General features: G+C 30.4%; 26 protein-coding genes and 2 tRNA genes. 26 read left to right on the top strand and 2 right to left on the bottom strand.

Features of this window, described 5'->3' with window-relative positions; translation table 11 throughout:
• Positions 1-8 precede the first annotated feature (8 nt).
• Positions 9-266 (bottom strand): GIY-YIG nuclease family protein, encoded by a 258-nt coding sequence (locus OC526_RS04865; protein ID WP_262122476.1) that lies wholly within the window; start codon positions 264-266, stop codon positions 9-11.
• A complete protein-coding gene (locus tag OC526_RS04870; RefSeq protein ID WP_262122477.1) occupies positions 263-868 on the bottom strand; it encodes a regulatory protein RecX in 606 nt (201 codons plus the stop codon). The genes OC526_RS04865 and OC526_RS04870 overlap by 4 nt, the downstream gene beginning before the upstream one ends.
• Before the next feature lie 348 nt (positions 869-1,216).
• On the opposite strand from OC526_RS04870, the gene OC526_RS04875 reads away from it, so the two are divergent.
• The 26 genes from OC526_RS04875 (at position 1,217) to rpe (ending at position 22,793) form a co-directional block, all read left to right on the top strand.
• Positions 1,217-1,293, top strand: a tRNA-His gene (locus OC526_RS04875).
• A gap of 1 nt (position 1,294) precedes the next feature.
• Positions 1,295-1,380: transfer RNA gene (locus OC526_RS04880), tRNA-Leu, on the top strand.
• Between the two features lie 137 nt (positions 1,381-1,517).
• Positions 1,518-2,234, top strand: a complete 717-nt coding sequence (gene pyrH / locus OC526_RS04885; RefSeq protein ID WP_262122478.1) for a UMP kinase — start codon at positions 1,518-1,520, stop codon at positions 2,232-2,234.
• Positions 2,235-2,795 (top strand): ribosome recycling factor, encoded by a 561-nt coding sequence (gene frr, locus OC526_RS04890; RefSeq protein ID WP_262122480.1) that lies wholly within the window; start codon positions 2,235-2,237, stop codon positions 2,793-2,795.
• Position 2,796: 1 nt separating this feature from the next.
• Positions 2,797-3,894 (top strand): type II secretion system F family protein, encoded by a 1,098-nt coding sequence (locus tag OC526_RS04895; protein WP_262122481.1) that lies wholly within the window; start codon positions 2,797-2,799, stop codon positions 3,892-3,894.
• A gap of 8 nt (positions 3,895-3,902) precedes the next feature.
• Complete coding sequence (locus OC526_RS08325; protein WP_316043774.1) at positions 3,903-4,286, top strand: type II secretion system protein; 384 nt, start codon at positions 3,903-3,905, stop codon at positions 4,284-4,286.
• Positions 4,283-4,993 carry a prepilin peptidase gene (locus OC526_RS04905; protein ID WP_262122483.1) on the top strand — a complete coding sequence of 237 codons (711 nt, stop codon included), beginning with the start codon at positions 4,283-4,285 and terminating at the stop codon, positions 4,991-4,993. The genes OC526_RS08325 and OC526_RS04905 overlap by 4 nt, the downstream gene beginning before the upstream one ends.
• Complete coding sequence (locus OC526_RS04910; protein WP_262122484.1) at positions 4,990-5,418, top strand: Tfp pilus assembly protein FimT/FimU; 429 nt, start codon at positions 4,990-4,992, stop codon at positions 5,416-5,418. The genes OC526_RS04905 and OC526_RS04910 overlap by 4 nt, the downstream gene beginning before the upstream one ends.
• The gene (comGE, locus tag OC526_RS04915; RefSeq protein WP_262122485.1) at positions 5,405-5,755 is read left to right on the top strand and encodes a competence type IV pilus minor pilin ComGE; all 351 of its coding nucleotides are present in this window, start codon (positions 5,405-5,407) and stop codon (positions 5,753-5,755) included. The genes OC526_RS04910 and comGE overlap by 14 nt, the downstream gene beginning before the upstream one ends.
• The gene (locus tag OC526_RS04920; RefSeq protein ID WP_262122487.1) at positions 5,727-6,269 is read left to right on the top strand and encodes a PilW family protein; all 543 of its coding nucleotides are present in this window, start codon (positions 5,727-5,729) and stop codon (positions 6,267-6,269) included. The genes comGE and OC526_RS04920 overlap by 29 nt, the downstream gene beginning before the upstream one ends.
• Positions 6,266-6,748, top strand: coding sequence for a hypothetical protein (locus tag OC526_RS04925; protein WP_262122488.1), 483 nt, complete (start codon positions 6,266-6,268; stop codon positions 6,746-6,748). Before OC526_RS04920 ends, OC526_RS04925 begins: the two co-directional genes overlap by 4 nt.
• Positions 6,749-6,805: 57 nt before the next feature.
• Complete coding sequence (locus OC526_RS04930; protein WP_262122490.1) at positions 6,806-7,996, top strand: acetate/propionate family kinase; 1,191 nt, start codon at positions 6,806-6,808, stop codon at positions 7,994-7,996.
• 72 nt (positions 7,997-8,068) lie between these two features.
• Complete coding sequence (rpmF, locus tag OC526_RS04935; protein ID WP_262122492.1) at positions 8,069-8,248, top strand: 50S ribosomal protein L32; 180 nt, start codon at positions 8,069-8,071, stop codon at positions 8,246-8,248.
• 48 nt (positions 8,249-8,296) lie between these two features.
• Positions 8,297-9,280 carry a phosphate acyltransferase PlsX gene (plsX, locus tag OC526_RS04940; protein ID WP_262122493.1) on the top strand — a complete coding sequence of 328 codons (984 nt, stop codon included), beginning with the start codon at positions 8,297-8,299 and terminating at the stop codon, positions 9,278-9,280.
• A complete protein-coding gene (locus OC526_RS04945) occupies positions 9,270-9,494 on the top strand; it encodes an acyl carrier protein (RefSeq protein WP_262122495.1) in 225 nt (74 codons plus the stop codon). The genes plsX and OC526_RS04945 overlap by 11 nt, the downstream gene beginning before the upstream one ends.
• Positions 9,491-10,204, top strand: a complete 714-nt coding sequence (rnc, locus tag OC526_RS04950) for a ribonuclease III (RefSeq protein WP_262122704.1) — start codon at positions 9,491-9,493, stop codon at positions 10,202-10,204. The genes OC526_RS04945 and rnc overlap by 4 nt, the downstream gene beginning before the upstream one ends.
• Positions 10,197-11,279, top strand: a complete 1,083-nt coding sequence (locus tag OC526_RS04955; protein ID WP_262122496.1) for an elongator complex protein 3 — start codon at positions 10,197-10,199, stop codon at positions 11,277-11,279. Before rnc ends, OC526_RS04955 begins: the two co-directional genes overlap by 8 nt.
• A gap of 47 nt (positions 11,280-11,326) precedes the next feature.
• Positions 11,327-14,788, top strand: coding sequence for a chromosome segregation protein SMC (gene smc, locus OC526_RS04960; RefSeq protein WP_262122705.1), 3,462 nt, complete (start codon positions 11,327-11,329; stop codon positions 14,786-14,788).
• Between the two features lie 46 nt (positions 14,789-14,834).
• On the top strand, positions 14,835-15,311 hold the full coding sequence (def, locus tag OC526_RS04965) for a peptide deformylase (RefSeq protein ID WP_262122497.1): 477 nt from the start codon (positions 14,835-14,837) through the stop codon (positions 15,309-15,311).
• Positions 15,304-16,239 (top strand): methionyl-tRNA formyltransferase, encoded by a 936-nt coding sequence (fmt, locus tag OC526_RS04970; protein WP_262122498.1) that lies wholly within the window; start codon positions 15,304-15,306, stop codon positions 16,237-16,239. The genes def and fmt overlap by 8 nt, the downstream gene beginning before the upstream one ends.
• Positions 16,232-17,512: a 16S rRNA (cytosine(967)-C(5))-methyltransferase RsmB gene (gene rsmB / locus OC526_RS04975; RefSeq protein ID WP_262122499.1), complete on the top strand. Its 1,281-nt coding sequence runs from the start codon at positions 16,232-16,234 to the stop codon at positions 17,510-17,512. Before fmt ends, rsmB begins: the two co-directional genes overlap by 8 nt.
• Position 17,513: 1 nt before the next feature.
• The gene (gene rlmN, locus OC526_RS04980) at positions 17,514-18,539 is read left to right on the top strand and encodes a 23S rRNA (adenine(2503)-C(2))-methyltransferase RlmN (RefSeq protein ID WP_262122500.1); all 1,026 of its coding nucleotides are present in this window, start codon (positions 17,514-17,516) and stop codon (positions 18,537-18,539) included.
• Between the two features lie 2 nt (positions 18,540-18,541).
• Entirely contained in the window at positions 18,542-19,264 is a 723-nt protein-coding gene (locus OC526_RS04985; protein ID WP_262122501.1) for a Stp1/IreP family PP2C-type Ser/Thr phosphatase, read from the top strand.
• Positions 19,265-19,273: 9 nt separating this feature from the next.
• Complete coding sequence (gene pknB / locus OC526_RS04990) at positions 19,274-21,268, top strand: Stk1 family PASTA domain-containing Ser/Thr kinase (RefSeq protein ID WP_262122503.1); 1,995 nt, start codon at positions 19,274-19,276, stop codon at positions 21,266-21,268.
• Positions 21,268-22,137, top strand: a complete 870-nt coding sequence (gene rsgA, locus OC526_RS04995; RefSeq protein ID WP_262122504.1) for a ribosome small subunit-dependent GTPase A — start codon at positions 21,268-21,270, stop codon at positions 22,135-22,137. Before pknB ends, rsgA begins: the two co-directional genes overlap by 1 nt.
• Positions 22,131-22,793, top strand: a complete 663-nt coding sequence (gene rpe / locus OC526_RS05000; RefSeq protein ID WP_262122505.1) for a ribulose-phosphate 3-epimerase — start codon at positions 22,131-22,133, stop codon at positions 22,791-22,793. Before rsgA ends, rpe begins: the two co-directional genes overlap by 7 nt.
• Positions 22,794-22,798 lie beyond the last annotated feature (5 nt).

Genomic DNA, 22,798 nt, shown 5'->3' on the forward strand with positions numbered 1-22,798 from the left:
AATAAGGACTAAGTTAGATTAAAATTTCTAACTAAGTCCTCTTTTTTTGTTTTAGATAACTTTTTTATAGCTATTTCCCTTTTTAAGGCTTCTGACTTATCTGATATTTCTTCGTAATAAACTAATTTGCAGGGCCCTCTTGCTCTGGTGTATTTGGCACCCTTGCCAGAATTATGTAAGGCCAATCTTTTTTCTAAATCAACACACCAGCCAGTATATAAAGAATTATCCTTGCATCTTAAAATATAAACATAACCAAAAGTCATTTAAAAAGTTCACCAACTACCTTATTTATAATATCAAATTCAAAACCCTTGCCAGATAAATACCTGTAAACTTTCTGCTTGTTTACTATAGAAAAATCGTTCCTAGCCTTTTTTAAAGCAAAATTGTAGGCGTTTTGGTATTCTTCGTCATCATCTATTTCTTTTAAATAATTATCAATTAATTCATCAGATATCTTCTTAGCTTTTAAGGAGTAACGAATTTTATTTTTTGCCCATTTTGATATATTGTGCTTATCAGAAACATAAGATTTTACAAAAAGTTCATCATTCAAAATCCCATATTCATTTAGAAAATCAATGGTTTTTTGGATTGACTCATTGGAAAAATTATTATCCTTTAAAATTTTTTCAATCTCAAAACTAGTTTTTTGAGCATAGGAAATTTTACCAAGGGCAAAATTCTTTGCTCTATTAAACTCATCTTCACTTAGAATTTCCTTATATACATCAAAATCAAGCTCGTCATCAATATTTAATTGCAAATCATTATATAAGTCATAGGAAATATTAAAATCTTCACCTGAAATACTAAGTATCACTAAATTGTATTTATCAGAATAATCTATAGACTCAATAATCATAGACCAGCAAATGATGCATAAGCACTATAAATAATAGGAGTTACCATTGCAAGTGCAATAATTATTGCAAATAATTTTAATATAGTTTTATTGTTCTTCATCAAATTCACCTCTACTTTATTTTACTATATATCCCCAAAAATACACTAATTAATAAAAAAATCAAAAAACTTACAAAAAAAGCTTGACAAGTTATAGCAAAAAGTATTATAATATTTTTTGCAGTTAAGAATGCATGGATGGCCTTTAATTATGCTTTTGAATCTTATGTAAAGTAAATGTAAAAATTATATTAAAAAAACTTGACATAGATTTTATATAGTGTATAATAGTAAGGGTAATGACCTGGTGGGTATGGTCCAGTTGGTTAAGACACCTGGTTGTGGCCCAGGAGGCCGTGAGTTCGAATCTCACTACTCACCCCATGCGGGATTGGCGGAATTGGCAGACGCGCTAGACTTAGGATCTAGTGAGAATTTCTCGTGAAGGTTCAACTCCTTTATCCCGCACCAATAGATAAAAAACCGTTGTTAGTTCAACGGTTATTTTTTTGCCCAATTTTATGAAAAATATATTTTACAAATTAATTTAACAATCTATGTTAAAATTTTCCAAAATAGGTTATAATTTATATTAATAGGAGGCAGTTTTGCAAAAATTTAAAAGAGTTGTATTAAAATTAAGTGGCGAAGCCCTCGCAGGGACCAAGGGCTTTGGATTTGATGATGAAGTTATAGAAAACATTTGTGCATCTATCAAAAAAGTTCATATGCTTGATGTTGAAATAGCAATTGTAGTTGGTGGTGGTAATTTTTGGAGGGGTCGTTCTGGAGCTCAAATAGAAAGAGCTAGCTCAGATACTATTGGTATGCTCGGTACTGTTATGAATGGTTTAAGGATCCAAGGTAGTCTTGAAGAGATGGGTATGGACACTAGACTTATGACAGCCATAGATATGAAAGAAGTTGCTGAACCGTATATCAGACGCAGGGCTATTAGACACTTAGAGAAAAATCGTATAGTAATTTTTTCTGCAGGAACTGGATTACCATATTTTTCAACAGATACTACAGCTAGCCTTCGTGCTTTAGAAATTGATGCAGATGTAATCCTTCTAGGAAAAACGGGTACTGATGGAATATATGACAAGGATCCAAATATTTTTGATAATGCAGTAAAATATGACAAATTAACTTATAAAGAAATATTACAACAAGAAATCAAAATCATGGATACCACTGCAACTAGCCTTGCTATGGATAATAGCATGCCACTGATTGCTTTTGGAATCGATGATCCAAGCAATATGGTAAAAATTTTCACAGAAGAAGAAGCAATCGGTACAATTGTAAAGGAGAAATTTTAAATGAATTATGAAGAAATTAAATCATCAGCTGATAAGGACATGAAACAAGCTGTTGAGTCATTTGAAGGTAGAATTGCAAATATAAAAGCTGGCCGTGCATCAGAAGCAGTTTTGGATGGAATAACATTTTCATATTTTGGAAATGAAACACCAATCAACCAAGCTGCAACAATTTCTATCCCAGAAGCTAGACTTTTAGTTATCAAGCCTTGGGATAAATCAAATGTTGGACCAATCGAAAAAGCAATTATTAAAGCAGATACTGGCATCAATCCACAAAATGATGGTGAAGTAATCAGACTACCATTCCCAGCTCTAACAGAAGAAAGACGTAAAGAATATACAAAAGAAGTAGGAAAATACGCAGAAGATGCAAAAATTTCTATAAGAAATAAAAGACGTGATGGAATGGATGAAGTCAAAAAAAGTGAAAAATCTGGAGACATCACTGAAGATGATAGATTTGCGCTTGAAGAAGAACTTCAAAATATTACAGATAAATATATCGAAGAAGTAGAACAATTAGCAGATAAGAAAAATAAAGAATTATTAACAGTGTAGTGTGGCTAATTTAGATTTAAATAAAATAAAAGAATTTTTAAATAAGGATATATCCTCTAGTAAGATTGATAGTAGGATTATGTCCTTATTTTTAAAACAATTATCTTTGCTAATAGGATCAGGCATGCCTCTAGATACGAGTTTAAAGATAATTGAAGAACAGAAGTTGGATAAAAAATTAAGCAGAGCTCTTCAGCAAATAAATTTTGATTTATCTAAAGGCTTATCAATTAATGATGCTTTTAGCCGTAACAAAAAATATTTTAATCCCATGTTAGTTGCCTTTATAAAAAGTGGGGATCAAAGTGGCCATATGGCAGAAGTATTGGATGAACTATCCACTTATATCAATGAAGAAAGCAAAAATAAAAACATAATCAAACAAGCACTTACATATCCTATTATGCTTTTATTAGTAATGATTGTAATAATTATAATCGTAATGAATTTTGTTTTGCCAACTTTTGAAGGCATATTCGAGTCTTTTGGCAAAGATTTGCCAATATCTACAAAAATTTTGATGGGACTTTCAAGATTTTTTTCAAATTATGGAATATATATTTTCTTATTTCTTATTCTTATAATCATATGCATTATGATTTTAAGAAAAGATGATCAAATACGTTTAAAAATAGATAAGCTTAATTTCCTTAAACTACCATTTTTTAAATATAGAAGGTTGAGTTTGGAATATCAATTTACATCCTTACTTTATATCTTAAAAGCGGGGGATGTAGGCATAATACCAAGCCTTGAGATTATTAAAGAATCTTTTAAAAATCAATACTTAAAAGAAATTTTCAATCAAATTATTCTTGACCTAAAGAAGGGTCATAGCCTGAGTGATAGTTTATCTAGCAAAGAAATATTTTCTCCACTTCTGATTTCAATGTTAAAGATTGGGGAAGATAGTGGACAGATGAAATCAGCATTAGAAAAATCAAGTGAGTATTTTGCGACAGATTATATCTATAAACTCCGTCATATTTCATCACTTGCAGAACCAGTAATGATAATTTTAATGAGTATAGTAGTTGCTTTTGTAGTGTTTGCCATAGCCCTACCAATATTTGAATCGGTAAATGGGGTTGGATTTTAGGAGAAAAGATGAAAAATAAAAAGAAAAAGGGATTTACTTTAATAGAGTTAGTTATTGTAATAGCAATTATAGGAATTTTGGCTGCAGTAGCTCTTCCAAGATACAATAATTCAAGACTTGCTGCTGCGGAAGCTGCTCATAAGAGCAATGTACAAATGTTAAAGTCTGCTGCTATGTTAAGAAGAAATGAAATGAGCAATACAGATAAAAAAGAAGTTAATTGGCCGAAAGACGGTGACTATAAAAACTATGTAGAAAAATGGCCTGAAATTCCTTCTGGTTTAAAGGACTCTAGTGGGAATACTCCGGATGGATATACTGTCATAATCACTCCGCAAACTATTACAGTTAATCCAGAAGAGAATGCATTCGAAGAATCTCAAGAAAAGTGATATACCCTGTATTATTTTTCCTAGGAGCAATCTTTGGATCATTTGCAAATCTAGTTATAAATCGAAAAATCAAAGGTGAAAGCATTATAAGCCCTCCTAGCCATTGTGAATCTTGTGGACATAGGCTATATCCATGGGATTTAGTTCCGATATTTAGCTTTTTATTTTTAAAAGGCAAATGCAGGTATTGCAAGGATAAAATTTCATATGAAAATTTGATTTTAGAAATAATAGTCGGATTATTGGCTCTGATATTTATAAATACAGATGAATTAATCAAATCAACATTGCTTTTCTTTGCAATACTACTTGCCCTGATTGTGGCAGTCATAGATTTTAAAAGTTTTGACATCTATATGAACCAAATTTCCATATTAGCAATCATAGGCATAGTATACCGTTATAATTTTCTAGGATTTGATTTTAGTTTTATAAAAACTGTGCTTCTATTTTCAATTATATATGGGCTTATATATTTTGTATCACAAAATTCTTTGGGAGATGGTGACATATATTTTTTTCTAGCCCTATTTCTTTACTTGCCAAACAATAGAATAATTTATCTAGTACTATTTTCTATATGGCTAGGGGCTATTTCAGGTATATTTATTGCCTACAAAAATAAAACGCTAAAAATACCAATCCCATTTTGTATTTACATATTTTTATCCTTCCTCATTTTAAATCTACCTGGGGTCTATTTATGAAGAAACGTGGTTTTACTTTGATAGAATTAATAGTGGTTTTGGCAATAATGTCTATAGTACTTGGGATTGGATTATTTAGATTCAACTCTATAGACAAAATTAAGACTGAAATTGAAGTTCAAAATTTAATAAATGATCTGCAATATGCAAAAGCCAAGGCCCATACAACGGGCAATACTTCTATAATATTCCTTAATAGAAATAACTACAGGATTGTATCTGGAGATAATTATAGAAAAACTCAAAATCTACGTTATATAGAGTTACAAAGAGATTATACATCTGAAGTACGTTTTTATTCTACAGGAAGTGTGGGAGGTTCAGACTATTTTTATATAAAATATAAATTTGATCACTCAGATAAAAATATTTATAAACTTATAATTGCACCAGTAGGAGGAAGGTCTAGAATTGAAAAGCTTTAAAAAAGGTTTTACATTAATTGAAACGATAATCGCATTGGGGATATTAGCCTTAATTGCTGCCTTTTTACTCCCATCTTTGCAAAGCCTTATCAAGTCTTCAAATGAATTAAAAAACGAACCACAAATTATTTTTGCACTAGAAGAAGCCATGGAAAATGAAAAAAATAATCCTAGTCCAAACTATGACTCAAATAAAAAATTTGTAAATGGATTTGAAATAATAGTTACAAGGTCAAATTATAACCAAGACTTAGATAAAATAAAAGTAAAACATAAAAATTATGAACTTGAGCTTTTAGAGGTAAATAATGAGAAAAAAAGGATTTACTCTAATTGAATTACTTGCATCATTGGCTATTGCATCGTTATTAATAGTGACAGCCTACGTAATTTTTGTACTTAGTATTAAAGCTTCAAAAAACACTTACGCCAATGAATTGGACTATAAATCATCATCGTTGGGGTTTACATATGTAGAAAATGTTATTAGAAGAGCCTACAAAATCGAATTAACAAATGATATTGGAGAGACTAACTGCAAATTTTATCTTGTAAACGTATCAGAATCTGATAATAAAGAATATATATCTACCTATAGATTTTTAACTGATGATAGCCAAACCACTAAGGAAAAAACTTTATATGCTGAAATCATAAATGTATCAAATAAAGGTGATTCGGATGACAGCAAGCTATATGTAAATTATCGAGCAAGCAAAGTTCCAATTGCTAAATGTAATGACCTTTATTTATATTATGATGCAGGAAATGAAACCGTAAAGATTATTATAAATAAGGACAATCCTAGACTTAGATATGAAACTTTAATTAATGTAGGTAAAAGATTATGAAAAAGGGATTTGTATCTATATTGACCCTATTTGTACTTTTAGTTTTATCACTTACAATCACATTTGTTTATGGGCAAAATGAAAATACAAGTGAATATGTTAGAGACTTGTACAATAAAAAACAAGCTATTTATTTAGCTGAGTCTGTAATGAATAGTTATTTAGTTGAAAATTATGACAAATTAGGAGATATTATCCTAAAAAATGATTTAATAACTGATAAAAAGAAAACTGATAATTATGAATTGAATGAGTCAGCAAACTTTTTATACAATGGAAAAAGTTATTACATAAAGATTTATCATAAATATTATGATGAGGATATGAAATTGCAGGATGTATACAAAGTAAGCCTTGAAAATGTTAGTGTAGGAGATAGTAAATCTGATTCAGCACTATGGTTTAAAGTGATTGAGGAAGATGATGATTTGGAAAATGATAAGAAAAGTATTAAAATGATTATTAGAAGTACTTATTAATTTTAAATTTTAAAAGCTATAGGTATAATGTATGTATAAAGAATATAAGGAGATAAAATGAAAATATTAGTAATAAATTGTGGAAGTTCATCACTTAAATACCAACTTTTTAACATGGAAAATGAAGAGGTAATGGTAAAAGGTCTTGTAGAAAGAATTGGAATTGAAGGAAGCCGACTAGTTCAAAAAAATAATGGAGACGAATTCGTTATCGAAGAAGCTATGCAAAACCATACAGAAGCAGTTTCTCATGTATTTGATGCGTTAATTGATAGTGAAAATGGTGTAATCGAAAGCCTTGAAGAAATTGATGCTGTTGGACATAGATTCGTTCATGGTGGGGAAAAAATGACAAAATCTGCACTAATTACAGATGAAGTTAAAGATGCTATAAACGAAGCAGCTAAATTTGCTCCACTTCACAACCCAGCAAACTTAATGGGACTTAAAGCTTGTGAAGAATTACTACCAAATGTACCAAATGTTGCAGTATTTGATACAGCTTTCCACCAAACAATGCCTGCAAAAACATATCTTTATGGTATTGACTACAAATACTATGAAGAAGATTCAATTAGAAAATATGGATTCCACGGAACAAGCCACAATTATATTACAAATAGAGCAGCTGACTTATTAGGAAAATCAGTTGAAGAAACAAACATTATTTCAGCTCACTTAGGAAATGGTTCATCTATAACAGCTGTTAAAGAAGGAAAATCATTTGATACTACAATGGGACTTACTCCACTTGAAGGTCTTGTAATGGGAACTAGATCTGGTGACCTAGATCCAGCAGTTGTAACATATATCGAAGAAAAAGATGGTCTTTCAGCTAGAGAAATCAATAATATCCTAAACAAAGAATCAGGTGTACTTGGAGTATCAGGTGTAAGCTCTGACTTTAGAGACCTAGAAGATGCAGCAAAAGGAGGAAACGAAAGAGCTCAAGTTGCATTAGATATGTTCACAACAAGAACAAAAAGATATATAGCAGGATACATGGCAGAAATTGAAAAAGTTGATGCTATCGTATTTACAGGCGGTATTGGTGAAAACTCAATCGAAATGAGAGAAGACACCCTAAAAGGATTTGAACAATTTGGTATCAAAATTGACCAAGAAGCTAACAAAGTTCGTGGTGGTGAACATGTAATTTCTACAGAAGATTCTAAGGTAAAAGTTATGGTAATCGCTACAAACGAAGAGCTTATGATTGCAAGGGATACACAAGATTTAGTAAAATAAAAACCTTGACATATAGGATATCTCAATATATAATATAAAAGATTGCTAAAACTGATAAGAGGAGGTGTAACGATGGCAGTACCAAAAAGAAGAACATCAAAAACAAGAAAAAATAAAAGAAGAGCCTCAGCTTATACTTTGAACAGATCAAACTATGTTGAGTGTCCAAATTGCCACGAGCCAAAACTTCCACACAGAGTTTGCCCAAACTGTGGAGAATATAAAGGCGAAGCAATAATTGATGTAGAATAAGATAGTGTTTATGCACTATCTTTTTTTATACAAAAAATGAGGAAGATTATGAAAATATTAATTGATACTTACGGAGCAGATGCGGGTGCACAGCCAATCATAGATGGTACGGTAAAAGCCCTTGAAAAACGTGACTTTACACCTGTTTTTATAGGAAATGATAGGGAAATAAAACTTTTAATTCACGATAGAATAAAAAATTACGAAATAATTCCTACAAATGAATTTGTTTCAAATGATGAGGACCCAGTAAGAGCCATCAGAAAGAAAAAAGATGCTTCCATAGTTTTAGCCTATGAAAAATCCAAAGAAGAAGGATATGATGGAGTGATTTCTGCAGGTTCTACAGGAGCCTTGCTTGCAGGAGGATTATTTCTTTCTGGAAGAATTCCAGGTATAAAAAGAGCCTGTTTAGCAGCAAGCATCCCTTCAGTTAATGATGAGATTACTTTATTGATGGATACTGGTGCAAATATGGATTGCAAACCAGAATTTCTTTATGAATTTGCCTTAATGGGTAAGGTTTATCTTGAAAATGTAATGAATATTACAAATCCTAAAATTGGTCTGTTAAATGTTGGAGTTGAAGAACATAAGGGGAATACTCTAACAAAAGAAACATACAATCTATTAAAAGAATCAAATATGAACTTTACCGGTAATATTGAAGCCCGAAATATCCTAACCGGTAAAGTAAATGTAATTGTTGCAGATGGATTTGATGGAAATATTGCAATTAAAACAACTGAAGGAGTATTAAAAACTTTTGCATCAGAGCTTAAAAATATTATTTATTCATCTGCCAAAAATAAAATTGCTGGTGCAATTCTAAAAAATGATATTAAATCTTTAGCAAATAAATTTAGCCCAGATGAAGTTGGAGGAGCGCCACTTCTTGGGGTAAAATCTTATGTATACAAGGCCCATGGAAACACAAATGAAATAGCATTTTCAAATGCAATCCTAGGCCTGATTAACTATATAGAAATGAATGTTATAGAAAAAATCGAAGGAGAGTTAAATGGTAATTGATGAATTAATCAAACTAGCAAATGAAAATCTTGACATAGATTTTAATGATTTAGATATGAATACAAAATTATCTGATCTTGATATCGATTCTATTGATATGCTTGATTTTATAATGCTTATAGAAGAAAAATACGACATAGAATTTGAAGAAGATGAGCTAGATGAAATAGAAACTTTAGATGATATAGCAAGTCTTATAGAAAGTAAAATCTGATGATATCGAAATTAAGACTCGAACAAATTAAAGAATTTGAAGATAAGATTGGCTACACATTCAACGACAAATCGTTGATAGATGTAGCCTTTACTCATTCATCCTATACAAATGAGGCAAAAACAAAAGCTAAAAGCAATGAACGTTTAGAGTTTTTGGGAGATAGCGTTTTGGATTTGGTGGTTAGTGAGGTTTTATTTAAAAACTACAACAACAAACCTGAAGGCTGGCTTACAAAAACAAGATCCCGACTTGTTTGTACAGACTCCTTTGCAAAAGCTAGCGAAAAATATGACTTAACTAGCTATTTAAATTTTGGAAAAGGTGAAAAACAGCATGGTGGAGGTCTAAAAAAACACGTAAAAGCAGATACTTTTGAAGCAGTTTGTGCTGCAATTTATTTAGATGCAGGTTTTGAATACTTGTATAATTTTTTGGTGGAAAATTATACTGAAGCAGCCAAGGAAATAATTGAAGATGACTCAATGTTTAATGACTACAAAACAAGACTTCAAGAGTACCACAATGCCCATGATAAAAAAATTCTAAAATATACATTGATTAATCAAGAAGGTCCTGAGCATGATAAAATATTTACTATGCAAGTAAAGGCTGGTAACAAAATTTTGGCAACTGGTATTGGTAAAAACAAGAAGAAAGCTGAGCAAAATGCAGCAAAAAATGCCTATGAAAGAATAAAAAATGACTAAAAAAGAATATATTATTCCAATTTTTATACCATTTTTAGGTTGCCCACATGATTGTGCCTTTTGTAATCAGATTAAAATTACAAATTATAAGGACAAAATGGATCCTAGTAAAGTCATAGGCGAGATTGAAAAAAATTTAGAATACTTTCCTGACAATGATAATATCAAAGAAATTGCCTTTTTTGGAGGCTCTTTTACAGGACTTGACACAGATGTGATGGTTGGATACTTAGAAATTGCCAGAAAATATAAAGAGAAGGGAATTATTGATAGAATCAGACTTTCAACTAGACCTGATTATATAAATAATTCTATTCTTGATACTCTAAAAAAATACCAGGTTGATATTATTGAGCTAGGTATCCAATCACTTGATCAAAAAGTATTAGATGCCAACGAACGTGGTCATAGTGTAAAAGCAAGTTATAAAGCATCTAAAATGATAAAAGATTATGGATTTACCCTAGGCCATCAGATAATGCCTGGACTTTTTAATGATACTTTTGATAAAACTATAGATACAGTTATAAAATCCATAAAAATTGGGCCTGATATTGTAAGGATATATCCTACACTTGTAATTAAAGATACAAAACTAGAAATGCTTTATAATACTGGCATATATAAGCCACTTACAATTGATGAGGCTATAAGAGTTTCTGCTGATGCAGCAATGCTTTATAAATTTGCTGGTATAAATATCATAAGAATTGGACTTCAGCCAACAGAAAATATAAACGAAGGAGCAGATGTTGTGTCAGGACCATTTCATCCTGCTTTTAGGCAATTAGTGGAAGCTGAGATTTATAAAAAATATCTTGAAGACATTATAAATAATAATCATATTGAAGATGAATTTACAATTTATGCCAACAATCGCAATATCTCTTTAATAGCTGGAAATAATAAGGCCAACAAGAAGTATTTTTATGATAAACACAAGGTAAATTTGAAATTTCAATCAAGTGATACAGAATATATTATATATAAGGATAATAAGTTAGAATTTAATATAGAATATTTTATAGATAACTATGTAAGAAAAAACTACGGCGGTGATTTACTATTAGACTAGAAAGTATAGAACTTAAAGGATTTAAGTCCTTTGCGAACAAAACAACAATACCATTTGAAAAACAAATCACAGCCATAGTGGGTCCAAATGGATCTGGAAAATCAAATATTTCCGATGCCATAAGATGGGTTTTGGGTGAACAGTCTGTAAAATCTCTACGTGGATCAAAAATGCATGATGTCATTTTCCAAGGAGCAGAGGGAAAAAACTCCCTAAATCTTGCAGAAGTCAACCTTGTTTTTAACAATAGTGATAAATCTTTAGCCATTGATTACGAAAAAGTTGTTATCGGACGCCGTATATATCGTGATGGTGAAAACGAATATAAGATTAACGGCAAAAAAGTCAGATTAAAGGATGTCCGTGAATTATTTTTAGACACTGGAATTGGAAAAGAAGGTTATTCCTTAATCGGTCAAGGTAGAATAGATGAAATAATTAGCTCATCAAACTTTGAAAGAAGGGCTCTTTTTGAAGAAGCAAGTGGGATTTCAAAACACAAATACAGAAGAGACGAAGCAAACAAAAAACTTACAAAAGTTAGTGATGATTTAGAAGTCATCGAGCGTGAGTGGGAATATAAGGCCAAAGACTTAGAAAAATTATCTAATGAAGCAAAAAATTATGAAAAATGGCAAGAATTAAGTGCTGATTTGGATAAAAAAGCCTATGGATATGTAAAAGAAAAATCTGCTAGCCTTTTAGAAAAAAAACAAAATTTAAATGAAGAAATCAGAGAAATTGTTAATGATTTAGAAGATAAAAATCATAAATTAAAAGATTTAAACAAAGATTTAATCCCATTTAACGAACGCTTTGATCAAATAAGTAAAACTAAAGAAGATATAGAAAATAAACTTTCTAAATCGAGAAAAATTATAGAAAATAATGAAAACAAAATTGAATTAAATAATAAGGAATTGACTTACAACACAAAAGATTTGCATAGAATAAGTCAAAACCTTGCATCAAATGAAGAAAAATCAGCAAAGCTTAATGATGATATATCAAAGGATGAACACAATCTTAAGGCTAAAACTGATGAAATAAATATATCAAAAGATAATATTTTAAATTTAAATGTAAAAATTAGTAATTTAAATGAAGTAAATAATAAATTAAATACTGATATAGAAATTTTAAAATCTGAAGATGAAAAACTCACTAAGCAAATATACGATTTAGAGATAAATGCAAAAACAAATGAAATTCTTAAACAAAAACGTGCCGCTGAAATTACTGAAAATCAAGAAAAATTAAAAACATTAGATTTTGAAATAAATAATATCAATAAAAAACTAGACGATCTTTCTGCAAAAAAAATAGAAAATCTAGATAAAAGTAAAAAAATAAGTGAAAATATAGAAGATGCACAAAATAATTTAACAAATATTGATAATGATATAAATAACTATCAGAAACACTTAAATAGTATCAATATTGATTTAAAAACAGCAATAAATCAATATAAGTTTAACAAAAATCTTATTGACTCTAATGAAGGTTATTTTTACTCTGTCCAAAGCTTTTTAAATATGACTAAGGCAAATAATCTGGATTATTTATACGAAGATACCTTAGCAAATCTGATAAATGTAAAAAACGGCTATGAAGAAATAATCGATAATCTTATGGGACAAGCTGTTCAAAATATTGTAACTCGAACAAAAGATGATAGTAAAACCCTGATAAATTTTGTAAATAAAAACAATATTGGACGAATCACATTTTTGCCAATTGATTCTATAAATTCTTTTAAAAAATCAAAACCAAATGAGCCGGAAGTAATCGCAATGGCCAATGAATTGCTTGATTTTAATCCCAAATACGAAGCTATTATAAATCATTTTTTAGGATCTACTGTTGTTGTAAAAAATATAGATGATGCTACAAATCTATCCAAAAAAATTAAGGGATATAGAATTATAACTTTAAATCTAGATGTAATAAATAGCTGGGGTTCTATGGTTGCAGGATCAAATAAAAATAAAAAATCAAATACCGGAATCCTAAATCGAAACAAAAAATTAGAGCAGAATAAAGAAAAAATTACAGACCTTAAAAAATTATATACGGAGATTAAAAATAAACTAGATGAGCTTATAAATATAAAAAATAATTTAATTGTAGCCAGTAAAAAAGAGCAAGAAGTATTTGAAGATACAAAAATAGTTATTTACGATATTAATAATGAAATATCAAATCTTTCTTATAAGCTGCAAAATATCAACGAGCAAAAGGAAGAATTAAATAAAAATATAAATATCGTAGAAAATGAAAACTCTTCCCTAAATCTAGATGAATTGAAAAATAAAAAATCTAAGATTGAAAATCTTATTAAAGATAATAGCAATAAAATAAGCGAAAATGAAGGCCAGATAAAAGAATTACAAGCTGAATTAATAAAAAATCAAAACAGGGTGGAGATCTTAAGTCGTGATATAAATATGATAGAAAATGCTATTGCAGGCTTAAAGGCTGAACTATCAAATATATCAGAAAGCAAGAAGATAGAAAGTAAAATAAAAATTGAAACTGAGAATCTTATTGCAAAAGCTGAATCTGAAAATAAAAAACTTAAAGATCAGATTGAAAATTTATCAAAAGATACAATCGATTTAGAAAAAGAATTGGCAAATAAAAATGAAATGCTTACAAAGAGTAAGGAGGAAAATGCCAAACAAATTGAAATTGCAAAAAAATTAGAAGAAGACTTAAACAAAGCAAATATCAAAAAAGTAGAATTAACATATAAATATGAATCGGTTGTAAAAGACTATGACAATCTTATTGATGAAATTAAAGCTTTTTTAACAAAAGATATTGAAGAACTTGAAAAAATATATAGAGATACAAAATTTGAAAAAGTAAATAAAGGTGAATTGATAAATCTTCAAAAAAATATAAATAATATCGGATATTTTACTGCCGATTCACTTGCTGACTACAAAAATACAAAGGAAGAATTTGATTTTATCGATAGTCAGGTAAAGGATTTGAAGGAATCCAAAGCAAATATTGAAAAACTTATCAAGACTTTGGAAGATGAAATGAAGGATGAGTTTAAGAAAAATTTTGACATTATCAATAGCAGATTTACTGAAATATTTAAGATTTTATTTATGGGTGGAGATGCTAGGTTAAAACTGGATAGTGAGGATCAACTTTTAGCAGGAGTTGAAATCGAGGCTCGACCACCATCAAAATCTTTAAAATCCATATCACTTTTATCAGGTGGAGAAAAGGCACTGACTGCAGTTGCACTTTTATTTGCAATCTTTGAAACAAACCCAGCACCATTTGCCATTCTTGATGAAATTGATGCAGCCCTTGATGAGACAAATATTAAAAGATATATCGAATACCTAACATCATTATCCAAGAACTCTCAGTTTATAATGATAACTCATAGACAAACAACCATGCAGCTTGCAGAAAAAATCCATGGTGTTACTATTGGTGATGATGGGATTAGCAAGGTATATTCTATAGACTTTGATAAAAATTGATTATATCCTGGGCAAAAAGTAAAATATGAGTAAATAGGAGGAACATATGGCTATTAGAAATATAAGAATTGAAGGAGACCCTATTCTTAGAAAAGAATGCAAAAAAGTCCCTCAAATAACAGACAGAATTAAAATTTTATTAGAAGATATGGGCGAAACAATGTACCACGCTGATGGAGTAGGTCTAGCAGCTCCACAAGTAGGTATTTTAAAGCGTATTATAGTTGTAGATCCACGCGATGAAGAAACTGGACTTGTAAAACTAATTAATCCTGAAATTATCGAGGCTGATGGAGAACAAGTAGGAGTAGAAGGTTGTCTTTCTATACCTAATTTTAACGCGACTGTTAAAAGACCAGAACACGTTAAAGTTAAATATTTAGATGAAAATGGTAAAGAACAAATCTGGGATGCTCATGGTTTCCCAGCAGTAATTTTATCTCACGAAATTGACCATTTAAATGGGGTGCTTTTTAGAGATAAATATATAGATGAAATTAATTATGATGTCGAAAATGCTTAATATATGTTTTATGGGCAATCCAAAGTTTGCAGTGCAGACTTTGGATGTTCTTTATAAGGAAGAAAATATTGATGTAAAGCTAGTAGTTTCATCAAAAGATAAGAAAAGATCTAGAAACAAGGTCACTCCAACCCCAATTAAGCAATATGCTATGGACAATGATATTCCAGTTATAACCCCTGATTCTGTAAATACAGAAGAATTTGTAAATCAGTTAAAAGAGTTAGAAATTGACTTTATAGTGGTAGTAGCCTTTGGCCAGCTAATTGGGAAACTACTATTAGAAGAATTTAATGACCGTATAATAAATCTTCATCCATCTATACTTCCTAAATACAGGGGAGCAGCACCAATGCAATTTACCTTGCTAAATGGAGATACAAAAACTTCGCCAACTACCATGCTTATAGAAAAAGGTATGGATAGTGGTGATATTTTAATGAAAAATATTGTAGTTGTGGATATAAATGATGATTACTACAGCCTTGAGGAAAAAATGTCCGACTTGGGATCAAAAGCAATACGTGATACGATTTTAAATTTTGATGAAGTTTACCAAAATCGCATAAAACAAGATGATCAGCTTGCAACATATACTTCAAAAATCAGCAAAGAAATGGGAAAGATAGACTGGGAAAAATCTAGTTTTGAAATTTATAATCAAATTAGGGCTCTAATTGATTTTCCAACAGCATTTTTTACCTATGAAGGAAATAATGTAAAAGTTTTAGAAGCTGAAATTTTAGAAAACTATAAGGCAAAGCCAGGCTATATCTATGAAGCTGATGGCAAAAATAATATTGTAATTGGTACTGGGGATGGGGCAATTAAAATAAATAAATTGCAATTTCCTGGCAAAAAAGCTATGGATACCAAGTCATTTTTGATGGGCAATGACTTTAAAAAAGGAATTATCCTAGATGACTGATTTAGAATTAAGCTTTGATATACTTGATAGGGTTATAAATAAAGAAGCAAAATCAAATGATGAAATAAATAAGATTGCGGATACTGCAAATAATTTAGGATTTGTGACCAAAAATGTCTATGGAGTTTTGGAAAATAAAATTTATCTAGACTACATAATCAGAAAACTTTCTACTGTCCGACTTAAAAAAATCCATTCATCAGTTTTAATCATCTTAGAAATTGGTATATATAATATTCATTTTCTAAATACCAAAGATTATGCAATTGTAAATGAGCTAGTGGAATTAACTAAGAAAAAAAATAAAAGATCAGCTGCTTTTGTAAATGCAATTTTAAGAAACTTTATAAGAGATGAAAAAGAAATTGCAAAGATAAAAGAAAGCGATGATATAAAATCCCTATCTATCAGATATTCTCTACCAGAGGAATTAACCCGCTATATATTTAATAATTATGGGATAGAATATACCAAAAATTTCTTAAGGTATATTAATTGCGAACAGATAATATCTATAAGGGTAAATAATTTAAAAACTGATAAAGATAAATTAAAAAAGACTTTAGAAGATAAGGGTTTTAAAGTAGAAAATGGAAATCTATCAGCAAATGCTCTAAAAGTATTAAATCCATCTGGTCTTGTAAATACAGATGAGTTTAAAAATGGATTTTTTACTATTCAGCAAGAAGGATCAATGAAAACAATAGAAATCCTAGATCCAGGAGAAGATTCAAAAATCCTTGATTTATGTGCTGCCCCTGGTACAAAAACATCCTATATAGGTGAGTATATCAAAAATAAGGGACAAATTGTAGCAAACGATATATCAAAAGAAAAATTGCCTTTGATAAAAGAAAATATTGATAGATTGAGTCTAGAAAATATAAAATTAAACAGTTTTGATGCTAGCATCTTTAAGAAAGAATATGAGGGTCAATTTGATTATGTCCTTGTAGATGCGCCATGCTCAGGACTTGGCGTTATGGGAAGAAAACCTGAAATACGCTATAATAGAAGCATGGATGATATAAAAATATTGGCAGAATTACAAAAAGATATTTTAGACCAAGCTATAAAATATTTGAAAAAAGACGGAGTTCTGGTTTATTCAACTTGTACAATAGGAGATATTGAAAATAAGGATAATTTCTTATTTTTATCATCACAAGATGATTTAGAGCTAATACCTATTGAAGGCAAAGATTACATAGAATATGTAAATTATATAGACAAAACTGATGGATTTTTTATAAGTAAATTTAAGAAGATTTAATATGAAACAAACTATAAATGATAAGACAATTAAAGAAATAGAAGATATTTTTACCAATCTAGGTTTTCAAAAATTTAGAGCAAAGCAAGTCTTTAGACAAATTCATGTTAATAAAATAAATGATTTTGATCAAATGACAGATTTACCCTTGGATATGAGAGAAAAACTTGACCAGGATTTTGAAATTCAAAAGGTAAAACTACTCGAAACTTACGAATCTAAAATAGACTCTACAAAAAAATATCTTTTTGAACTAAATGATGGCAATATTATAGAAGCGGTTTTTATGGAATATGATGATCGCAAGACTATTTGTATATCTTCCCAAGTAGGATGCAGGATGGGATGTACTTTTTGTGCATCAACTAAAAATGGACTTGTAAGACACCTTAGCGCATCAGAAATAATTGATGAAGTCTATGAGCTTGAAAGATTAAATGGTGATATAAATAATATTGTAATCATGGGCATAGGTGAGCCTTTGGATAATTTTAACAACATAACAAAATTTATAGAAATTATCACAGACGAAAAGGGTAGAAATCTTTCACATAGGTCAATTAATCTATCAACTTCTGGATTAACACAAAAAATTTATGAACTAGCTGACACAGGCCTTGATGTAAATCTTGCTGTAAGTTTACATTATCCAACAGATGAGCAGAGAAAAGAATATATGCCTGTGGCTCGCAAATACAATATAAATGGTCTTTTAAAAGCAACCGATTATTATCTTGATAAAACCAAAAGGCGCGTTTCTTTTGAATATGTAGTTATAGATGGGGTAAATAATAGGGATGTTGATGTGGAAAATCTTACAAAACTCATGCGTGGGAAAAATGTACATATCAATTTAATTCCTTTAAATCCAATTGAAGAATTTAAACATGGCAAAACCAGCAAAAAAGTTATTAATGACTTTAAAGATAAACTTTCAAAAAATGGACTAAATGCTACAATTAGATACTCCATGGGTCAAGACATAGATGCTAGCTGTGGTCAGCTAAGAAATAATTATGCGAGGTAAAGATGAAATTTTCTTCCATATCTAACATTGGAAAACTTAGAGAAACAAACGAAGATTCTTACAGCAATGTTTCAATTGATAACTATGATTTTTTTATAGTTGCAGATGGCATGGGTGGTCACAGCGATGGAGAATTAGCTAGTTCACTTGCTAGTAGGTCTTTTACTGAATTTATAGAAAATAATAATCTAGGCGACTTTAGCTCAGTTACTGATTTTCAGGAAAAAGCAATAATATATGCAAATGAAAAAGTATATCATATTGCCAGCCAGAAAGAAGAGAAGATGGGCACAACAGTAGTTTGCCTATGTTTAGATTATAAAGATAATAAATATCACATCAGCCACATTGGTGACTCGAGATTATATTTGTATAGGGATGGCCAAATAAGTCAAATTACAAAAGACCATTCTCTAGTAAACGAGCTAATCGATAGCGGGGCCTTAAAAGAAGATGAAGCAGAAAACTTTATCAACAAGAGCGCAATAACACGTGCTGTGGGCATAGGACCTGATGTAAATATCGATAGCAAAACTATCGAAATGATAGATAGTGATGTGATTTTAATAGTAACAGACGGTTTAACAAATGAAGTAAGCACTGAGAAGATTAAAGAAATCATTAGCGAAAATTCAGATGTTTATGACATTTCAAATAAACTTGTCGAAGCTGCCAACCAATCAGGCGGCAGAGACAATATAACAGTAACAACCGTTAAAATTTAAGAGGGTATTATGGAAAAAATAATTTTGGACGATAGGTACGAGATTATAGAACAGATCGGTGTAGGAGGTATGGCAAAGGTTTATAAGGCCAAAGACAGACTCCTAGATAGGTTTGTAGCTATCAAAATACTCAAAGACCAATACGCTGAGGATAGCGAGTTTCTAAAAAAATTTAATAACGAAGCCCAATCAGCTGCAAAGCTTTCACATATAAATATTGTAAATGTATTTGATATAGGAGAGGACCTTTATAAGGGTGAACGTATATACTATATAGTTATGGAATTTGTGGATGGCCAGACGTTAAAAGATTTGATTGTAAATGAAAAAAGGCTTTCAAATCCTGATATAATCGACTATTCTATACAAATAGCCCAGGCTTTAAAAACTGCCCACCAAGCAGGAATTATCCATAGGGATATCAAACCACAAAATATCTTGATAGATAATTATGGACTCTTAAAAGTAACAGACTTTGGGATAGCCAGGGTATCATCAAATGCTACTATCACTTACACAAGCTCCATTTTAGGAACAGTCCACTACATTTCACCAGAACAAGCCAAAGGGAAAATAGTAGATGAAAAATCTGACTTATATTCTCTAGGAGCTGTTATGTATGAAATGGCTACTGGAAAAGTTCCATTTGATGCTGATAATTCCGTAAGTATTGCTGTAATGCACATACAAGATAAACCAGAGCCTGCTAAAAATCTAAATCCAAACCTATCAGATCATTTAAATTACATTATAATGAAGCTTTTAGATAAGGATCCAGCAAACAGATTTTTAAATGCAAAAGAATTAATAGATGCCTTAGAAGATCAAAATTTTATCATGGAAGAGGAATTAACTGATACTGCAAGAATACCAATTGTAGTACCCCAAGAGCGTTCATACCAAAAAGTTTACAATGATCAAGCTCAAGTAGAACTTGATAGGGAAGAAGAAAAAAAGGAAGCAGTTTATGTTTCAAATCCTGATGATAAGGAAAAAAAGAAAGGCAAAAAATCAGATAAAAAACTTTGGCCATTGCTTCTTTTAGCCTTAATATTGGTCTCAGCAGTATATTTTTTACGAGGCAGAACAAATACTGGAGAAAAAGTTGAAGTACCAATGGTATTAAACCTTGACCAAAGTCAGGCTGTAAATGAACTAGAAAGACGCGGTCTAAAAGCAAATATTGCTAGAACAGAAGAAAGCGATGAGTACGAAATCGGTAAGGTTATGAGCCAGGATCCTGAACAAAATTCAAAGGTGGACAGAGGAACGGTAATAAACCTTGTGATTAGTGGTGGCCGTGAGGTAGAAGTACCAGATTTAAGAAATATGACCCTTTCTCAAGCTGACGAAACGCTAAAAGCAATAGGACTTAGATTGGGCAGAACAAATCCTCAGACTAGTGATAGTGTAGATAAGGATTTAATAATCAGTCAAACTCCGAGGTCTACATCGAAATTACAAGCAGGAAGCGAAGTTGATGTAACAGTAAGTACAGGATCTGATCAAAGAGTAAACACAATTGAAGTTCCAAATTTAACAGGAAAAACTGAAGAAGATGCAAAAGCTATTATCAACCAATACGGACTTAGCCTGCGTGATGTGAAATATCAAAACAGTACAAGTGTAGAAAAAGGTCTGGTAATTAGCCAATCTATTGCAAATGGAACACAAGTAGCAAGTAATTCTAAAATTGACCTTACAATTAGCCTTGGTCCAGAAGAAGATAATCAACAAGAAGACCAAAATAATCAAAATGCTGATACAAACGGTCTAAGAAACGTTGTTTTAAGGGTTAATTTGCCAGAAGAAAAAGATCAATTTAGGGTAATGGTATTTGATATAGTAGATGGGCAAAGAAACCAAGCCATAATCAATCAAACAATGACAAGTGCAGATTTAAATAATGAAGGCTTATTAATCTTAAATGTAAAAGCTAGATATGGAGCAAGTCTTGAAGTAATCGTAGATGATCAAACCCTAGGAGTGTATAGGGTAGAGTAATGAATGGAAAAATAATCAAAGCTCAAAAAGAATTATATTATGTAGAAACTGGCAATAAAATTTACATGGCTAAAGCACGCGGCAATTTCCGAAAAAAAGGCATAAAGCCTTTGGTAGGTGATGATGTAAAAATTGACATCCAAGATGAAGATAATGCTTATATTACAGAAATTTTGGAAAGAAAAAACACAATAAAAAGACCAAATATATCAAATGTAGATCAAATGCTAGTTTTTATAACAATCAATGATCCACCCCTTAATCTCTACAACCTTGATAAATACCTATCCATGTGCGAATACGAGCATATCGATGTGGTTATAGTATTATCGAAAAAAGACTTAGCAACTAGCGAAAAAATTAATAATTTAACTGATATTTATCAAAAAATTGGTTATACTATCCTTACTTTAGATAATTATAATGATTTCCCAGTAGATATAATAAAAGAAATCCTACAAGGAAAAACTTCTGCAGTATCGGGAGCATCTGGAGTAGGCAAATCAACTTTTTTAAATAATCTAGTTGAAAATAACTTAGAAATTGGTGAAATATCTGAGAAACTAAAACGCGGAAAAAACACTACCCGCCATACGGAAATATTTACCATAGAAAATGACACATACATTTTTGACACCCCAGGATTTGATAGCTTTGATTTTGATTTTTTAGAAGATGAAAACAATCTAAAATATACTTTTAGAGAAATGGCTGATAGTAATTGTAGGTTTAACAATTGCAATCACATAAATGAGCCAAATTGTAAAGTAAAAGAAAAATTAGCCAATGGTCAAATAGCAAAATCAAGGTATGAAAATTATCTGATGATATTTAATGAACTTAAAGATAGGAGAGAAAACAAATGGTAGAACTATCCCCATCAATTTTAAGCTGTAACTTTTCAAATTTACAAAAGGATTTGGACAAAACTACTGGTACTGATTTAAAAATGATTCACATCGATGTAATGGATGGGATTTTTGTACCAAATATATCTTTTGGCTTTAAAGTTATTAAAGATATCAGAGACAAAAATGATTATTTTTTTGACACCCATGCTATGATTGTTGAACCAATTAAGTACATCGAAGAATTTAAAAATTCTGGAGTAGATAGGCTAACAATTCATTATGAAGCTTGCGAAAATCTAGACCAGACCATAGATAAAATTAAAGAAAATGATATGGAAGTAGGACTTACCTTTAAGCCTGCAACTGATATTGATTTAATAATCCCATATCTTAAAAAAATAGATTTAGTATTAGTTATGAGTGTTGAGCCAGGTTTTGGTGGACAAACATTTATGGAAGATTCTATTGAAAAAATCAAAATACTAAGAGCTTATATTGACGAAAACAACTTGGATGTTAAAATCCAAGTAGATGGTGGAATTAAAACAACAAATGTAGAAAAAGTCATTGATGCTGGTGCAGACGAGATAGTATCAGGATCTGATGTATTTGGTAAAGATATAAAAGAACAAATAAATAAATACTATGAAATATTTAAACAGAAGTCACTTTAAAAGTG

The sequence above is a fragment of the Anaerococcus sp. Marseille-Q5996 genome (assembly GCF_946893725.1).
Classification (GTDB): domain Bacteria; phylum Bacillota; class Clostridia; order Tissierellales; family Peptoniphilaceae; genus Anaerococcus; species Anaerococcus martiniensis.

Coding starts and splice junctions, on each gene's coding strand:
- OC526_RS04865 (WP_262122476.1), bottom strand. CDS start 266: ATGACTTTTGGTTATGTTTATATTTTAAGATGCAAGGATAATTCTTTA.
- OC526_RS04870 (WP_262122477.1), bottom strand. CDS start 868: ATGATTATTGAGTCTATAGATTATTCTGATAAATACAATTTAGTGATA.
- frr (WP_262122480.1), top strand. CDS start 2,235: ATGAATTATGAAGAAATTAAATCATCAGCTGATAAGGACATGAAACAA.
- OC526_RS08325 (WP_316043774.1), top strand. CDS start 3,903: ATGAAAAATAAAAAGAAAAAGGGATTTACTTTAATAGAGTTAGTTATT.
- OC526_RS04910 (WP_262122484.1), top strand. CDS start 4,990: ATGAAGAAACGTGGTTTTACTTTGATAGAATTAATAGTGGTTTTGGCA.
- OC526_RS04920 (WP_262122487.1), top strand. CDS start 5,727: ATGAGAAAAAAAGGATTTACTCTAATTGAATTACTTGCATCATTGGCT.
- OC526_RS04925 (WP_262122488.1), top strand. CDS start 6,266: ATGAAAAAGGGATTTGTATCTATATTGACCCTATTTGTACTTTTAGTT.
- OC526_RS04930 (WP_262122490.1), top strand. CDS start 6,806: ATGAAAATATTAGTAATAAATTGTGGAAGTTCATCACTTAAATACCAA.
- rpmF (WP_262122492.1), top strand. CDS start 8,069: ATGGCAGTACCAAAAAGAAGAACATCAAAAACAAGAAAAAATAAAAGA.
- plsX (WP_262122493.1), top strand. CDS start 8,297: ATGAAAATATTAATTGATACTTACGGAGCAGATGCGGGTGCACAGCCA.
- OC526_RS04945 (WP_262122495.1), top strand. CDS start 9,270: ATGGTAATTGATGAATTAATCAAACTAGCAAATGAAAATCTTGACATA.
- OC526_RS04955 (WP_262122496.1), top strand. CDS start 10,197: ATGACTAAAAAAGAATATATTATTCCAATTTTTATACCATTTTTAGGT.
- def (WP_262122497.1), top strand. CDS start 14,835: ATGGCTATTAGAAATATAAGAATTGAAGGAGACCCTATTCTTAGAAAA.
- fmt (WP_262122498.1), top strand. CDS start 15,304: ATGCTTAATATATGTTTTATGGGCAATCCAAAGTTTGCAGTGCAGACT.
- rsmB (WP_262122499.1), top strand. CDS start 16,232: ATGACTGATTTAGAATTAAGCTTTGATATACTTGATAGGGTTATAAAT.
- rlmN (WP_262122500.1), top strand. CDS start 17,514: ATGAAACAAACTATAAATGATAAGACAATTAAAGAAATAGAAGATATT.
- OC526_RS04985 (WP_262122501.1), top strand. CDS start 18,542: ATGAAATTTTCTTCCATATCTAACATTGGAAAACTTAGAGAAACAAAC.
- pknB (WP_262122503.1), top strand. CDS start 19,274: ATGGAAAAAATAATTTTGGACGATAGGTACGAGATTATAGAACAGATC.
- rsgA (WP_262122504.1), top strand. CDS start 21,268: ATGAATGGAAAAATAATCAAAGCTCAAAAAGAATTATATTATGTAGAA.
- rpe (WP_262122505.1), top strand. CDS start 22,131: ATGGTAGAACTATCCCCATCAATTTTAAGCTGTAACTTTTCAAATTTA.